This is a genomic window from Streptacidiphilus alkalitolerans, from assembly GCF_042511045.1.
In the GTDB taxonomy this organism is placed as follows: Bacteria; Actinomycetota; Actinomycetes; order Streptomycetales; family Streptomycetaceae; genus Streptacidiphilus; species Streptacidiphilus alkalitolerans.
On record NZ_JBHEZX010000021.1, the window covers coordinates 17,807 to 32,347 of the forward strand.

13 protein-coding genes are annotated in these 14,541 nt (G+C 71.8%); 4 read left to right on the top strand and 9 right to left on the bottom strand.

The window, feature by feature from the left end:
- Nucleotides 1–166: 166 nt before the first annotated feature.
- The 3 genes from ACEZDG_RS32825 to ACEZDG_RS32835 all read right to left on the bottom strand — a co-directional run bounded on the left by ACEZDG_RS32825 (nt 167) and on the right by ACEZDG_RS32835 (nt 4,022).
- On the bottom strand, nt 167–1,684 hold the full coding sequence (locus ACEZDG_RS32825; protein ID WP_380516982.1) for a catalase: 1,518 nt from the start codon (nt 1,682–1,684) through the stop codon (nt 167–169).
- Nucleotides 1,685–2,303: 619 nt separating this feature from the next.
- Entirely contained in the window at nt 2,304–3,311 is a 1,008-nt protein-coding gene (locus ACEZDG_RS32830) for a L,D-transpeptidase (protein WP_380516985.1), read from the bottom strand.
- A gap of 219 nt (nt 3,312–3,530) precedes the next feature.
- Nucleotides 3,531–4,022, bottom strand: coding sequence for a MarR family winged helix-turn-helix transcriptional regulator (locus ACEZDG_RS32835; RefSeq protein ID WP_380516987.1), 492 nt, complete (start codon nt 4,020–4,022; stop codon nt 3,531–3,533).
- A 90-nt stretch (nt 4,023–4,112) separates the two neighbouring features.
- On the opposite strand from ACEZDG_RS32835, the gene ACEZDG_RS32840 reads away from it, so the two are divergent.
- Nucleotides 4,113–5,306 carry a PP2C family protein-serine/threonine phosphatase gene (locus ACEZDG_RS32840; protein WP_380516990.1) on the top strand — a complete coding sequence of 398 codons (1,194 nt, stop codon included), beginning with the start codon at nt 4,113–4,115 and terminating at the stop codon, nt 5,304–5,306.
- A gap of 13 nt (nt 5,307–5,319) precedes the next feature.
- Here ACEZDG_RS32840 and ACEZDG_RS32845 read toward each other — a convergent pair whose 3' ends face one another.
- From ACEZDG_RS32845 to ACEZDG_RS32865, 5 genes are all read right to left on the bottom strand, one after another.
- Nucleotides 5,320–5,715, bottom strand: a complete 396-nt coding sequence (locus tag ACEZDG_RS32845; RefSeq protein ID WP_380516992.1) for an STAS domain-containing protein — start codon at nt 5,713–5,715, stop codon at nt 5,320–5,322.
- Nucleotides 5,712–6,788 (bottom strand): cobalamin B12-binding domain-containing protein, encoded by a 1,077-nt coding sequence (locus ACEZDG_RS32850; RefSeq protein ID WP_380517244.1) that lies wholly within the window; start codon nt 6,786–6,788, stop codon nt 5,712–5,714. The genes ACEZDG_RS32845 and ACEZDG_RS32850 overlap by 4 nt, the downstream gene beginning before the upstream one ends.
- A gap of 76 nt (nt 6,789–6,864) precedes the next feature.
- Nucleotides 6,865–8,565 carry a PP2C family protein-serine/threonine phosphatase gene (locus ACEZDG_RS32855; protein ID WP_380516995.1) on the bottom strand — a complete coding sequence of 567 codons (1,701 nt, stop codon included), beginning with the start codon at nt 8,563–8,565 and terminating at the stop codon, nt 6,865–6,867.
- Between the two features lie 240 nt (nt 8,566–8,805).
- The gene (locus tag ACEZDG_RS32860; protein ID WP_380516998.1) at nt 8,806–9,132 is read right to left on the bottom strand and encodes an STAS domain-containing protein; all 327 of its coding nucleotides are present in this window, start codon (nt 9,130–9,132) and stop codon (nt 8,806–8,808) included.
- A 158-nt stretch (nt 9,133–9,290) separates the two neighbouring features.
- Complete coding sequence (locus tag ACEZDG_RS32865) at nt 9,291–9,707, bottom strand: ATP-binding protein (protein ID WP_380517001.1); 417 nt, start codon at nt 9,705–9,707, stop codon at nt 9,291–9,293.
- A 176-nt stretch (nt 9,708–9,883) separates the two neighbouring features.
- On the opposite strand from ACEZDG_RS32865, the gene ACEZDG_RS32870 reads away from it, so the two are divergent.
- The 3 genes from ACEZDG_RS32870 (at nt 9,884) to ACEZDG_RS32880 (ending at nt 12,672) form a co-directional block, all read left to right on the top strand.
- Nucleotides 9,884–10,336, top strand: coding sequence for an STAS domain-containing protein (locus ACEZDG_RS32870; RefSeq protein ID WP_380517004.1), 453 nt, complete (start codon nt 9,884–9,886; stop codon nt 10,334–10,336).
- Between the two features lie 154 nt (nt 10,337–10,490).
- Nucleotides 10,491–11,258 (top strand): maleylpyruvate isomerase family mycothiol-dependent enzyme, encoded by a 768-nt coding sequence (locus ACEZDG_RS32875; protein WP_380517007.1) that lies wholly within the window; start codon nt 10,491–10,493, stop codon nt 11,256–11,258.
- A gap of 334 nt (nt 11,259–11,592) precedes the next feature.
- Nucleotides 11,593–12,672: an AI-2E family transporter gene (locus tag ACEZDG_RS32880; RefSeq protein ID WP_380517010.1), complete on the top strand. Its 1,080-nt coding sequence runs from the start codon at nt 11,593–11,595 to the stop codon at nt 12,670–12,672.
- 189 nt (nt 12,673–12,861) lie between these two features.
- Here the strand turns inward: ACEZDG_RS32880 and ACEZDG_RS32885 are convergent, their stop codons facing one another.
- On the bottom strand, nt 12,862–14,358 hold the full coding sequence (locus ACEZDG_RS32885; protein WP_380517013.1) for a bifunctional phosphatase PAP2/diacylglycerol kinase family protein: 1,497 nt from the start codon (nt 14,356–14,358) through the stop codon (nt 12,862–12,864).
- Nucleotides 14,359–14,541: the final 183 nt, after the last annotated feature.

Below are 14,541 nucleotides of genomic sequence, written 5' to 3' on the forward strand. Positions count from 1 at the left end.
AGTGGTCCGCAGAGGAGGAGGGTGGTCGTCATCGATCGGTGTCCAGGTCTGTTCGGTTCACGGGTGTCCGCTTGACCCGGCATCCCGGCTCAAAACGCTCATTCACCCGTCCGGGTGTTCCCCGTGCGCCGGTTGCCGCCCCGCGCCGGGGCGGCAACCGGGCCGGTCAGGCCTTGTGCTGCATCGAGGTGCGGGCTGGGTTCGCCTGCTGCTCGGCCTTCGGGTCCTTCTCGCCCGCCTTGGCGCGCACGCCCTCGGTGACGCGTCGGCCGATGTCCGGGTCGATGTGCGTCCAGTACGCGAAGGCACGCTGGAGCACGGGTTCGCTGACCCCGTTGAGCAGGTGGCCGACGACGTTGTCGACCAGGCGGGTGCGGGCGTCGTCGTCCATGACCTCCCGGACCAGGGTGCCCGCCTGGCCCCAGTCGTCGTCCTGCGCGTGGTCGGCGTACGCCGTGCGGGTGATGCTCCCGGCGGCCTCCCAGCTCGGCGGCGCGCCGTAGCGGGCCGTGTCGGCGGCAGGGCCGCCCTTCGAGTTGGGCGCGTACACCGGGTCGGTGCTCTTGCGGTAGGCCATCGCCCCGTCCTTGGAGTACGAGTGCACCGGCACTACCGGTGCGTTGACCGGCAGCTGCTGGTAGTTGGCACCGATCCGGTGGCGGTGCGAGTCCGCGTAGGCGAAGAGCCGGGCCAGCAGCATGCGGTCGGGGCTGGGGCCGATGCCGGGGACGAGGTTGTTGGGCTGGAACGCCGCCTGCTCGATCTCGGCGTGGTGGTCGGTGGGGTTGCGGTCCAGCGTCAGCCGGCCGACCTCGATCAGCGGGTAGTCGCTGTGCGGCCACACCTTGGTCAGGTCGAACGGGTTGAAGCGGTAGCCGGCGGCATCCTCGTCCGGCATGACCTGGACGTACATGGTCCACGAGGGGTGCTCCCCGTCGCGGATGTGCTCGAACAGGTCCCTTGTGTGGTAATCGGTGTCGACGGCGGCCATCTGGTCGGCCTCGTCCTGCGTGAAGCACTCGATGCCCTGGTCGGTCTTGAAGTGGTACTTCACCCAGCAGCGCCGGTCCTGCTCGTTGACCCACATGTAGGTGTGGGAGCTGTAGCCGTTCATGTGCCGCCAGGTGCGGGGGATCCCGCGATCGCCCATGAGCCAGGTCACCTGGTGCGCGGTCTCGGGCGAGAGGGTCCAGAAATCCCACTGCATGTCGTGGTCGCGCAGGTTGTTGTCGGCCCGGCGCTTCTGGGAGCGGATGAAGTGCTGGAACTTCATCGGGTCCTTCACGAAGAAGACCGGGGTGTCGTTGCCGACCATGTCGTAGTTGCCCTGCTCGGTGTAGAACTTCAGGGCGAAGCCGCGCGGGTCGCGCCAGGTGTCCGGTGATCCGCGCTCGCCGGCCACCGTCGAGAAGCGGGCCAGCACCTCCGTACGGGTTCCCGGCTGGAACACCGCTGCCTTGGTGTGCGCGGTCACGTCGCCGGTGACCTCGAAGCGGCCGAAGGCGCCGCTGCCCTTGGCATGGGGCTGGCGCTCGGGGATCCGCTCGCGGTTGAACTGCGCCATCTGCTCGATCAGGTAGGCGTCCTGCAACAGCAGCGGGCCGTCGGCGCCGACTGTCAGCGAATGCTCGTCGCTCTCGACGGGAGCACCCGAATCGGTCGTGGTGGCCGGGTTGTCGGTCATGCGATCCGCCTTCCAGGGCATGTGCTGCGGGGTGGTGTCATGCCATCCCGTTCGGACCTCGTGTGTTCTGAGCGCCTCCCCCGACCTCCCCATTCAAACCACAAGCGGCCGGATCCGCAGAACGTGCGCTCTGGCCTGCTTTGCACAGGTTTGCCACAGAGAAGGAGCGGAGGTGGCCGCCCGAGGTGATGCCCCGGTAGAAGACGTACAGCCGCCGTCGTAGGGAACGCTGCTGGGCCTGCCGGATCCCGTCTGCGACCGGGGTAGGAGGCCGGCGTCGGCCCGGAGCCGATCCGGGCGCCCGCGGTCGCGGTCAGGCTGAGGGGCCGGCCCGGTCGTCCTGGTCCGCTCGTGGGTGGTGGCCGCCAGGTCGCCCGGGCCGTTGACAATCAGGACCCGGACGGCCACCCGGCCGTTCAGATCCTTGATCAGGTTCCGTGCGGTGGCGCCCACGGGCAGACGGGGGGACATCAGCGGGGGGCGCGGGCAGCGGCTCTCCCGCGCCGTGCGGCGGGGAGAGCGCGTACAGCGACTCCCCGAGGTCGAGCAGGATCCGTCCGCCGGAACCGCGCAGTTCCTCCTCCAGCGCGTTCCGGCTCTGCGCGCTGACCAGGCGAAATCAGGCGCCGGTCGGGGTGGTGAGCTGGCCGAGGGCGCTGGCGCCGGGGGCGATCCAGGTGTTCCAGTCGGTCACGTCGTAGTCGGCATAGCCGTTGTCGGGGGCCGCGGAGGGGCTGGTGGAGCCGGAGATGGTGACCGGGTCGCCCTGGCGGGCGAAGTCGTAGTACCAGGTGGCGTTGGCCTTCGACAGGTGCACGCAGCCGTGCGAGCCGGCGCTGTGGCCCGGGTAGGGGTCGCCGTCGGAGAAGTGGATGTACGTCCCCGAGACCGTCAGTTGGACCGCGAGCGGGTAGTCGCCGTGGTAGTAGTTCGGGTCGCTCTTGTTGCAGGCGATGTGCACGCTGCAGGAGTCCATGAGGACTTCGCGGGCCTTGCCGATCACGGCCATGGTGCCGTTCCAGGACGGGAACGTGGGGCTGCCGGCGTCGATGGGGAAGGTCTTGACCACCGATCCGTCGTGGTACACCTTCATCAGGTGCTGGTTGGCGTAGACGTGCACCTCGTCGTCGGAGCCGATGGTGAAGGTGTGCACGTAGGAGTGGACGCCGTAGCGGCCGTTGCCGTCCGCCACCCCCGTCATGTCGGCGTCGAGTGTCACCTTGGTCCCTGACGGCCAGTACGCCTTGGGGCGGAAGTCCACCCGCCGGTCGCTGAACCAGTGCCAGGCGCCGGTCAACGGCACCGAGGTGGTCAGCCGCAGGTGCTGCTCGACGGCCGCCCGCGCCGAGGCGGCCACCGGCTTGCTGAAGACCACGGATATCGGCATCGCCACCCCGACCGTGGTCCCGCTCTGCGGCTCTATGGTGTCGAGGAGCATCGCGGGCCCCTTGGGCGTCGGTGAGGCCGACGGCCGGGCCGACGCCGACGCCGATGCCGAGCCGGCGCTCGCCCCGCCCGCGGGCGATCCGGCGGCGGAGGGAGTTCCACTGCCGCCGCATCCGCTCAGCGTCAGCGCCAGCGCGCCCGCCAGCGCTGCTGCGGCGATGGCCTTCTCGGCTCGTTCCACGGTGCTGCCCCACTCTCGTCTGCGTACGATCCCTGTGACCGGTCACCGGTGCAGACAGCATCCGGCACCCGTTCAGTTCCCCGGACTGCGGGGAGAACTGTTGCTGCTTGACAAGTATTGCCGGGTGTCGCATTCTTCAGGCAGGTGCCGTGGGTGCCTGGCGGTGTCGTGCTGGTGACGTTGTGTCGGGGAGTCGTGGGCAGGCTGGTGAAGGGCTGCTCATGCGGTGCGCGCGGTTCCCCCGCCGGACGTGCGGCCGGTTTCGCGGGTGACGGCCTGGTGGAAGGCCTGAAGTCCTCGGGTCAGGGCCCGCACGTCGGCCGGTGCCATCGCCGCCATGACGGCGCCCAGCTCCCGGGCGCGGTTCTCGCGCAGTTCGTCCAGCAGGCTCTGCCCGCGACCGGTGAGGCGCAGTTCGAGCTCTCGTCGGCTGGTCCCGCTCAGGGAGCGCTCGATCAGCCCGGCGGCCTCCATGCGGTCGCACAGGCGGCTGACGGACGGCGCCTTGGAATCCAGTGCGTCGCCCAGATTGCGCAGATTGGTGACCTGGTGTTCCTCGATGACCAGCAGGGCGCGCAGCTGGGACGGGGAGGGAAGGCTGCCGGTGACCGTCTCCTGGGCCCGGCCCCACGCCGCCTCCAGCAGCTCGGTCACGTGCGCGGCGGCACGCGCCGCCTCAAGCAGGTGGGGGGCGTCGGCGGGAGGGGGCACCGCTCCACTGTGCCATTGGGAACCGGGTTCTGTCAGCACACGCATATCCTTGAAGGTTCGTCGGCTCCTACAGAAGGCCCTACCCCTACCGTGACGAATTACCTCGCAGTCGAGCGGGCGCTTCGCAGCGCCGCCCCCCACGCCCTGCTGGAGGCGGTGCGCAACACGTTGGTGCAGTTCTACGGCGCACTGGCGGTGGACCTGCTGATGGCCGACTACAGCCTACGTGTCCTGCAGCCGGTGACCGCACTGCCTCACACGGGCCAGGGGCTGGCAGTGCACGCCAGCGTCCCGGGGCGGGCTTTCGGGAGTCAGCAGCCCCAGCTGGAGGCAGTGCCGGGGAGGGACGGCGGGCCCGACCGGGTGGTGGCGCACCTTCCGGTGACGGTGCGCGGGGACCGGCTGGGCGTGCTCAGCGTGGAGCTGCCCGCGGACAGTGCCGCCGCGCCACTGGTGGCGGAGCTGGGACAGGTGGCTTCGCTGCTGGGGCATGAGATCGTGGTGGCCGAGCGGGACACGGATGTCTACCTGCAGGCACGCCGGGTGGCGCGGCTGACGCTGGCCGCCGAGATGCAGTGGCAGCTCCTGCCGGGCCGGTCCTGCGCACGCGCCGAGTACGCGATCGGCGCCCAACTGGATCCGGCCTACGCCATCTACGGCGACAACTTCGACTGGGCCACCACCGCCGAGACGCTCACCCTGACCATCACCAACGGCATGGGCGAGGGCATCAGCGCCTCGCTGCTGACCAACCTGGCCGTCAACGCGCTGCGCAACGCGCGCCGCGCCGGGATCGGGATCGCGGACCAGGCCGCCCTGGCCGACCAGGCGCTCTACGCACAGCACCGGGGCAAGGTGCACGTCGCCAGTCTGCTGATGTGCTTCGAACTGGCCACCGGACAGGTGACGGCCGTCGACGCGGGCTCTCCGCAACTGTGGCGCCTGCGGGACAAGGCCGCGGAGCGCATCGAATTCGACGCACAGCTCCCGCTCGGCATGTTCGAGGAGACCGCCTACGCCGCCCAGAGCTTCCGGGTCCTTCCCGGAGACCGGCTGGTCTGCGTCAGCGACGGGGTCTACGACACCTCCTCACCGGCGGGCGAGCGCTACGGCGAGCGCGCCCTCGCCAGGGCCATCGTGGCCAGCGCCCTGGTGCCCGCCGCCGACGTACCCGGTGCGATCCTGCGTGAACTGGCCGACTACCGCGCTGCGGACGCAGCCGACGACGCGCTGGTGGTCTGCCTGGACTGGACCGGCCGCAACGAGAGCGGGACCGCCCGGTGAGACCCCCGCCCGGTCAGGTGGCCGTGGCGGCGTCCTCACCGAGTTCCTGGTCCTGCTGCTGTTCCTGGCAGGGGGTGTTGAGGGCGTCGTCGAGGTAGACGTCCAGGCCGGTGACGTGCATGACCTGCTGCTGGTGGGCGTCGAGTCCGACCAGGTGCAGGCGCACGCCGTCGGCGTCGGTGCAGCGCTTGATCCAGATCAGGGCGGACAGTCCGGAGGAGTCGCAGGATTCCACTCCGGTGAAGTCGAGCGTCAGGCACTGCGGTGCCGGCACTGCGGCCAGGGCCGCGTCGGCGGCCTGGCGCAGGTCTTCGACGGTCTCGAAGTCGCACGGACCGCTCAGGGCCAGGACGGCGCGTCCGGGTTCGCTGTGCTGGACGGTGATCGTCAGCGGTTCGGTGGTGTTCATGCGGTTTCCTCGGTCGGGCGGCTGTGCAGCGGGCTTGAGGCGGTGTTCACCGCGGTTCGGCCGGCGTCGATGACGGCGAGCGTGCGGGGGAAGTCGCGCAGTTGGTCGGCGATGACATCCAGCACGGTGAGCAGTGAGCGGGGAGGGACGTTGCGGGCGTCCAGGATGTCCGCGGTCCAGAGCAGGAAGTCGGACAGGATCTGCGCCTGGTCGAGGTACACGGTGGCGACGAGGAAGTCGAGGATGTGGTCGATGTCCTCGCGGGTGTGCTCGCGCTGCCGGTCGGTGTAGCCGCTCATGGCCGGTAGGCGTTGCTCCAGCCCGGCCATGGCCTGCGCGGCGAGCTGCCGCCGGCTGCGGCTGAGCAGGGTGTACTCCTGGTCGGCCAGGTGTGGAAGGGCCGTGTAGGGGTCCCCGAGCTCGGGGTGGGCCGTGGTGGTCAGCAGCGACTGCTGCTCCAGGTGCGCGACGGCGCTCTCCGCGTCCGGGGCCCAGCCGTCGGCGCCGAGCAGTCGGGCGTAGCGGCCGTCGGGTCCGAAGCCCGCGCCGCCGACCAGGACCGGGATGCCCGCGGACTGGCAGGCGGTGATGGTGGCGTGGGCGGCGGGCAGGCGGGTGGCCAGGGAGCAGGACAGGGCGACGGCGTCGGGGCCGGTGGCGTGCAGATGGGCGATCAGGTGCGGGGTGGGGACGTGGGCGCCGAGGAAGTCGACCTGCCAGCCGCGCAGTCCGAGGGTCTCGGCGACCAGGCGGGCGGGCAGGGCGTGCCATTCGCCGTCCACGCAGGCCACGGTGACGCGACCGCGGGCGCCGGTCGGGCGGGGGTCGGCGCGGTGGCGGGAGAGGGCGGCGATGGCGCGTTCGCTGATGGCGGTGGCGGCGTGCTCACGGGCCACCGTGAAGCGCCCGGCCGCCCATTCCCGGCCGACCCTGGCCTGGGCGGGGGCGATGACCTCCAGCAAAACCTGCTGCGGGGTCAGGCCGCTGTCCAGGGCGCGGTCGACCAGGTCGGTGGCCAGGTACTCGTCCATGTCGGCCAGGGAAGCGAAGAAGGCCTCGTACCAGTCGGCCAGGGGCCGGGCGTCCGGGGCATGCAGTTGGGCGGTCACCGGGCCTGCCTTCCGTCGCGGCGCCGCCTGCTGCGGCGCCTCATCCGGTGTACCTGCCCCGTCCGCGGCCGTCCACCATCATCAGATGGGATCCGCGCAGGGGGGCGCCGATGGCCATCAGGGCGATGTCGTCGTGCTCGCCGCCGCCCAGCCACTGCGAGGTGACCAGCTCGATCCGCTCCACCACCGCCTCCACCGGCATCCCGGCGCACTCGGCCAGGGCGTCCTTGAGGCGCTGGTCGCCGAACATCTCCCGCCCGCTGGGGCCGCCGCGGGCCTCGGTGACACCGTCGGAGTACAACAGGCACATCTCGCCGGGGTCCAGGACGGTGGTCCAGGTGGTGGAGGTGATGTCGGGCACGGCCCCGATCAGGGTGCCGCGGGTCGCGGCCTCCTCCACGGTTCCGTCCGCGCGGACCAGCATCGGCGCGGGGTGGCCGGCGGAGGTCAGCCGCAGGTCCAGCCGCCCGTTGGCCGCCGGGGTCACCCCGGCCAGGACCAGGGTGACGAAGCGGGCGTCATGGTCGTCCAGGAGGGTGGCGTTCAGGAGTTCCAGCAGCGGTCCGTGGCGTGGTTCCAGCCGGCGCAGGGCGGCGATGGTGTGGCGGATCTTGCCGGTGAGGATCGCGGCGCCGGGGCCCTTGCCGCAGACGTCGCCGAGCATCAGCAGTGTCTCGCCCGGTACGCCCTTCCGCGCTTCGGTGGCGAGCAGGGGCGGATGGACGTCGTAGAAGTCGCCGCCGATCAGGTCCGCGGCCCGGGCCGGGCGGTAGGTGCTGGCGAGGTCGATGCCGTCGAGGCGGTCGATGGCCGGAGGGATCAGTGCGCGCTGCAGGATGCCGGTGGTCTCGGTGCGCTCGGCGTACAGGACGGCGGCGGAGATGGCGGCACCCGCGCGGGCGGCGAAGATCCGCGCGAAGAGCTCCTCCTCCTCGTTGAATCCTGCCTGGTCCGAGCGTCGCAGAAGGATCAGTGCCCCGGCGGAGACGCCGTTGCCGGGGAGCGGGGTGACGACCAGGGAACCGAGGTCGCCGAAGTCCTCGGGGACCAGCCAGGCGGGTGCGAGGTCGGGCTGGATCCAGCGCGAGGGCACCGGCGGGAACCCGGCCAGGGCGTCGGCCAGACCGGGGACCTGGTCGACCTCGACGCTGACCGCGGTCTCCTCGATCACACCCCCGCGCACCAGCCGGGTCATCGCGATCCGGCGCCCTCGGGTGGGGGTGAGCAGGACGGCGGCGTCCGCGAGCTGTTCGGCGGCCAGTTCGGCGGTCACCCGCAGGCAGCGGCGCTGGTTCAGCGAGGCCAGCAGCCGCGCCGAGGCCCGGACCAGGAACTGGGTGCGCACCCGCTCCTCGCTCAGCCGCTTGAGCGACGCGCGCTCCTCGGTGACGTCGGTCAGCAGCCAGCCCGTGCACTCGCCCGGCAGTGGCTGCGAGGTGGCGCGGAACACCCGTTCGCCCACGGTGCCGTCCAGGGCGTCTATTCCCTGCTGCTGAGCCTGCACCAGCCAGGGGGCGACGACGTCGGAGGTGAACGCGTCGGTGGTGCCGAGGGCGGGGAAGAGCGCCTCTGCGGCCTTGTTGTGCAGGTGCACCCGCGCCGGATCGGCTGCCAGCACGATCACCGGCGCCACCGCGTCCACCAGGGCGCGCAGCAGCGGTGCCCCGATCACCGGCCCCGTGGCCGGGGAGGCGGGAGCGGGTACGGTCGGCGGGGTGGGTGCGGGTGGGAAGGACGTCATAGAGGACCACGCGCCCAGCCGCTGTTGGCGCCGGGCTGACTCATTTCTCTGTCTCGACGGCGGACAACAACTGTTGTCCTCAGGCAACCGTCTCGCGGCGCGACAGATATGGCAAGTCCGTGCCCACGTCGCGGGAAAGGCACGCACCCCTTTCAAGGAGTCCTCCTGCCCCGGCACGGACGCCTCATTCCAGGCGACTTCAGCGGACCCCGGGCAGCCCCGCGCGGGGGCAGGACCAGCCTACTGGGGCGGGGCGGTCGCGATGGTGAAGTGGTCGGCCAGACCGACCGCGTCGAGGACGCGCACGATGTGGTCCGGCACGGCTGCCAGGGCGAGGTCGCCGCCGCCGGCGGCGGCCAGCCTGCGGGCGGCGAGCAGGGCGCGGATGCCGCTGGAGTCGAAGAACTCGACGGCTCCCAGGTCCAGAACCAGGCGCTGGCCTGGGAGCAGCGCAAGGGTGGGCAGCAGGTCGTGGAAGTCCTGGGCGGTCTCGAAGTCCAGCGCTCCGACGACCTCGACGAGGGGGCCGGTACCAGTGGTCAGGCATCGGAACGTCAACGGGAGCACGGCCGGGCCCCCGTTCCCCTCGCGATGGACGCCGTAGCCGCGGCGCCGGGCCACGCACGGCCCCGATCAGGTGCCTGGTGCGGATCGGCTCCGCCTCTCGTACGCGTGTTCATGCTCCGTATCCTTCCACGCTGCTCTCCACCGATGCCTGCGCCGGGTCAGTGCGGGCGCAGGGTGAGCACGGCTGTCACCGTCTTGCCCCGGCCCCCGTGGTGCTCGATCTCCAGGCGGTCGGCCATGGTGTGCAGCAGGTGCCAGCCGAATCCGCCGCCGTCGCCGTCCAGGTCGGCCGTGCGCGGCTCCGGAAGGCTGCTGCTGGTGTCGCTGACCGAGATCCGGAGCAGGCGCCCCTCCAGGCACAGCCCCAGGACGCAGGGACCGGGGGCATGGCGGACCGCGTTGGAGACCAGTTCGACCACCAGCACCAGTGCGTCCTGGACCGACGGCAGGGGCGGCGGCGGGCCGGGTTCCTCAAGGAAGCGGCGGGTGTGTCCGCGGGCCTGTCCGAGCGTGCCGTCCAGGCCGGTCAAGGGCCAGCTGCCGCGGCGGGCCGGCGGCCCTGGCTGCTCGTCCACCGCTGGCACCGCGCCCCCCTCGGCCGGTCAGGTCGTTGATGGCGGGTTCGCCAGGCCGGTCGCCAACGATACGGGAGAGTTCTGGCTCCGGCGCTGCCGCCGGGCGCGTACGCTCGACGGGAACGCCCCACCCGCGGCCGGCCCGGTCCGGGTGCCGTGCTCAGGAGGGGCAACGCATGGACCTGCCCGTCGCCCCCGGCCGCCGCGGCCCCCGGGAGCCCGCGGAGCTGCCGTGCCCGCACGGCCACGGCGCCTACGAGCAAGCGCCGCTGGAGCGCTTCGGTGAGGCGTGCGTCAGCTTCTTCGACCAGGGCGAGGCGCACGTGGTGATCCTGCGGGGTGAACTGGACTGGCGTACCGAGCACTTCGTCCAGGTCCTGATGGACCAGGCACGCGGCAGCGGGCGCCCCCTGGTGGTGGACCTCTCGGCCGTCACCCACCTGCACATCGACGTCCTGGCCCAACTCCTGGCCGCGCGCCGCCAGCCGGGCATCAGCCTGCTCACCCCGCTGCCGCCGGCCTTCCTGCGGATCGCGGACGCCACCGGGACCACCCATGCCTTCACCCTGCATGCGGACCTGGTGCACGCGGTGGACTGGTCCGCGCTGCGGCAACCCGCCCCTTCGTAGGCGGTGGACAGCCGCCGAGGGAGTACCGGGTCGGCGCGGGGGCATGAGCGCCGCTGTTCGGGGCGATGTCAGTAGAGTGAAACGGGCCGGTGATCAGCAGTCCGGCACGGACGTCCCCCGGCTCGGATCGAGCCGGCGACTGATCGGAGTACCCATGCCTGACCTGGATGCCTGGATCTCGGCGGTGCGCAGTTCACAGGACCGCTTCGCCTCCCTGGTGTCGCCGCTCGACGACGACCAGGTGGGGCATCCCTCGTACGCCGAGGACTGGTCGGTCGCCGACGTCGCCTCGCACCTCGGCAGCCAGGCGGAGATCTTCGGCCTGGCCCTCGACGCCGGACTCAAGGGAACCGCCGCTCCGGGAATCGAGCAGTTCCAGCCCCTGTGGGACTCCTGGAACAGCCGGCCCGCGCCGGTTCAGGCGTCCGACAGCGTGAAGGCCAACGAGGCCCTCGTCTCCCGGATCGAGGCCCTGTCCGAGGAGGACCGGGCCCGTTTCGCCGTCTCCCTGTTCGGCCGGGAACTCGACCTGGCCGGCCTGCTGGCCATGCGGTTGGGCGAGCACGCGCTGCACACCTGGGACATCGCCGTGGCACTCGACTCCTCGGCCCTGGTGTCGCCCGACGCGGTCGACCTCTTGATCGACGTGCTGCCCGCGACCGCCGCCCGGGCCGGCCGGAGCGCCGCCGAGCCCCGGACCCTCGTGGTCGGGACGGTCGAGCCGCGTCGTCGGTTCACGTTGACGACCGGCCCCGACGTCCTGCTCACCCACGACTCCGGCACCGGCCCGGTGGAGTTGGTCCTGCCTGCCGAAGAACTGCTGCGGCTCGTCTACGGACGGCTGGACGCGACAAGGACCTCGGCGGAGCTGCCGGGCCACGAGGTGGTCCCCGAACTGCGCCAGGTATTCCCGGGGTTCTGAACCGGGCCCCCGGAGCCGTGAGAAAGTGCGGCGTGCTTCCGCGGCGGGCGGGTATGCGGGACGCACGCGGGCAGCGTCCCGCAGTCCGTCACGAGACTCCTCGTGACGGAGGCCCGGCCCGGAGGAACCGCGTGGACACCCCCACCCAGCAACAGGCACGCCCCGAGCACAGGGCGAAACCCCGCACCGGCCAGGGCGTCGCCCACCAGTACCGGGGAGACCGAGCGCTGTGCCTGCGGTGAGTTCCGACCCCCGAGACCCTGAACCGGTCCACGTTCCCGCCACCGACGCGGAGACCGGCAACGGCGCCCACAGCGCCCTTTCCACCCCGGCTTTGGCCACCCCGGCTCTGCCGGCCCAGGCAGCTGCCCCGGCCGTGCCCGGCGGCCGGCCCCGCTCGCAGTCCTGGTTCTCCATCGGGCTGCGTCTGGGGCTGGGCGCGCTGTTGGCGTACTGGCTGGTCCAAGCCGTCGAGCACCTGGAGAGCACCCTGCTCCTGGTGGCCCTGTCACTGGTGATCGCGGTCAGCGCCGAGCCGCTGGTCGAATGGCTGGCACGCCACCATCTGAAGCGCACCTGGGCCGTAGTGATCACCATCGTCGGCCTGTTCCTCCTGCTCGGCGGTCTGGCCTCGCTGTTCATCGCCCCGATCACCGACGAGACCACCGCGCTGATCCGCAACATTCCCGTCTGGCTGCAGCAACTGCACGACCACCACTCCGCCCTGGGCCGCCTCGAGGACAAGTACCAGATCATCGAGAAGGCCAAGGCCCAGTTCGGCTCCGACAGCTCCAGCGTGGTCGGCGGCCTGATGGGGGCGGGCCAGCTCGTCGCCACCACGCTCACCGGACTGGTCCTGGTCATCACCTTGACCATGTACTTCCTGGCCGGCCTGCCCTCGCTCAAGAAGTTCGGCCTGCGCTTCGTCCCGGCCACCCGCCGCACCCACGCAGCCGAGCTCACCGACGAGATCCTGCTGCGCACCGGCCGCTACATGCTGGCCAACCTCGCCACCTCCGTCATCGCCGGCGTGGCCACGTTCATCTGGCTGGAAGCCTTCGGGGTGCCCTACCCGGCCGCACTCGGTGTGTTCGTCGCGGCCCTGGACATGGTGCCGCTGGTGGGCTCGACCATCGGCGGCATCGTGGTGTCCCTGGTCGCCCTGGTGGTGTCCTGGCCGGTGGCGATCGCCACCGCCGCCTTCTACATCGTCTTCCGCCTGGCCGAGGACTACCTGATCATGCCGCGTGCCATGAAGTACGCGGTCGAGGTCCATCCCCTGGTGACCATCCTGGGCGTGATCGTGGGCGGCAGCCTGGAGGGCATCATCGGGGCCCTGCTCGCCATCCCCGTCGCAGTGGCGATAGGACTGATCCTGGAGGACGCTGTCTTCCCACGCATCGCCCGACGTTGAGCGGACCCCGTGACGCGCCTGCCCAGAGCCTTGGAGCGGGGGCCGTTCGGGTACGCCTGACCGTCCGACTGCGGACCGTTGCCCCCGCCGAAGGATCGTCGAACGTGTCTGCCTGCAAGTGGCCTCCACCGTCCGGCGGTGGAGGCCACTCTGACGCTCGGACAAGACCTACCAGGTCACGGCGCCGCATCAGTCCCGGTGCGGCAGGTAGACGTTGAGCGCGTGGAGCGCCTTGTCCAGGACGAGGGTGCTGCCCGCCGGGCTTATCTCGCCGTCGCGGGCGTAGTGCGCGGTGTCCTGGATGCCGTCGATGCGCAGCCGGGACACCGAGGCGGCCTGGTAGACCCGGGAGCGGGCCAGGGTGCCGGTGAGGAACGCGGCGATCAGGCGGGTGCGGGCCAGGGGGTGACTGCCGTCGACGGCGCGGATGTCCAGGGTGCCGTCGTCCAGGCTCTGGCGGAAGCTGGGGGCGAACCCGGGCGGGTCGTAGCGTCCGTTGCCGGCGAACAGCAGCCACAGGCTGCGCTCCCGGCCGTCGATGACCGCGCGGGTGGGCCGGCCCGTTGCCAGGACCCGGACCAGGCCCACCCCGAGGGCGGGCCACTTGCCGAGGTACTTCTGCAGCGACTCGCGGGCGCGGACCAGTTCGGGGTAGACCCCGATGCTGAACGTGTTGAGGAAGTACGCCGGCTCCGGCTCGCCCTCCTCCCCGCCGCTCGTGGCGCCCTTGGAGGTGACCCGGCCCAGGTCCACCGAGCCGCCGTGGCCCGCCTGTACGGCGGCCACGGTGTCCTGCAGGGTGAAGATGCCGAGGTCGGCGGCGAAGTGGTTCAGGGTGCCGCCGGGGAAGACGGCCAGCGGGAGCCGGTGCTCGGCGGCCAGCAGGGCGGCGGCGTTGACCGTGCCGTCTCCGCCGACCACTCCCAGAGCGCTGTCCCCGTTGCTGGACTCGACGTCGGCCACGGCCTGGGCGAGCAGGGCGAGCAGGTCCTGGTCGCCCTCGCGCACGCGCAGGTCCGCGTGCGGCAGCTCGGCGCGCAGTTCCGCCTCCATGCTGTCCGCGCTTCCGGAGGAGCTGTTCATCACCACGATCAGGCCCCGGCCCCCGGGCAGCGCCGGGACTCGGACCCGGGCCCGGGCGGCCTGCGCGGGGGCATCGTCGCGCAGCGGCCACCAGCGCAGCGTGAGCGCCGCGATCCCGGCCCCCAGGGCCGCCCCGGCCAGGACGTCGCTGGGGTAGTGGGCCCCGGTGTAGACACGCGAGCCCGCCACCGCCGCGGCCAGCGGGATGGCGGCTGCCCCCAGCCAGGGCGACTCCATGGTGACGGCGGTGGCGAACGCGGCGGCGGAGGCCGCGTGCCCGGAGGGGAAGGACGTGGTGATCGGGGGGTGCAGCAGCTGACGGGCGACGGGCACACCGGTGGTGACGGGGCGTCGGCGGCCGATCAGCTGCTTGGCAACGACATTGGCGGCGGTGGACGCCAGCGCGAGGGAGCCGATGCCGCGCATGGCGGCGCGGCGGGCGCTGCGGTTGCGGGAGAGCCCGAGCGCGGCACCCGCGGTCAGCCACAGCACTCCGTGGTTGGCGCTGCGCCCCAGCCGCGGCAGGACGGGGTCCAGGCCCCGGGGTTGCGCGGCGGCCACGCGGTCGAACAGGTGCACGTCGAGGTTCTGCAGTCGTCCCATGAACGCCGGGTACCCCCATCCGGTGCGAACACGCCGCCGGTGAGGGAGGGCGTGCTCTGCGGAAGGCGTGCTCTGCGGAACCCCGGGCAGGTGAGGGCGCAGCGGTGCGCGCGGCGCACCCGTTCTCTGAGGGAGAGTCACATCATGGCGTCGTCGCACGCTCACACGGGAGGGACCGGGACG

Coding starts and splice junctions, on each gene's coding strand:
- ACEZDG_RS32825 (WP_380516982.1), bottom strand. CDS start 1,684: ATGACCGACAACCCGGCCACCACGACCGATTCGGGTGCTCCCGTCGAG.
- ACEZDG_RS32845 (WP_380516992.1), bottom strand. CDS start 5,715: ATGAACACCACCGAACCGCTGACGATCACCGTCCAGCACAGCGAACCC.
- ACEZDG_RS32855 (WP_380516995.1), bottom strand. CDS start 8,565: ATGACGTCCTTCCCACCCGCACCCACCCCGCCGACCGTACCCGCTCCC.
- ACEZDG_RS32870 (WP_380517004.1), top strand. CDS start 9,884: ATGGACCTGCCCGTCGCCCCCGGCCGCCGCGGCCCCCGGGAGCCCGCG.
- ACEZDG_RS32875 (WP_380517007.1), top strand. CDS start 10,491: ATGCCTGACCTGGATGCCTGGATCTCGGCGGTGCGCAGTTCACAGGAC.
- ACEZDG_RS32885 (WP_380517013.1), bottom strand. CDS start 14,358: ATGGGACGACTGCAGAACCTCGACGTGCACCTGTTCGACCGCGTGGCC.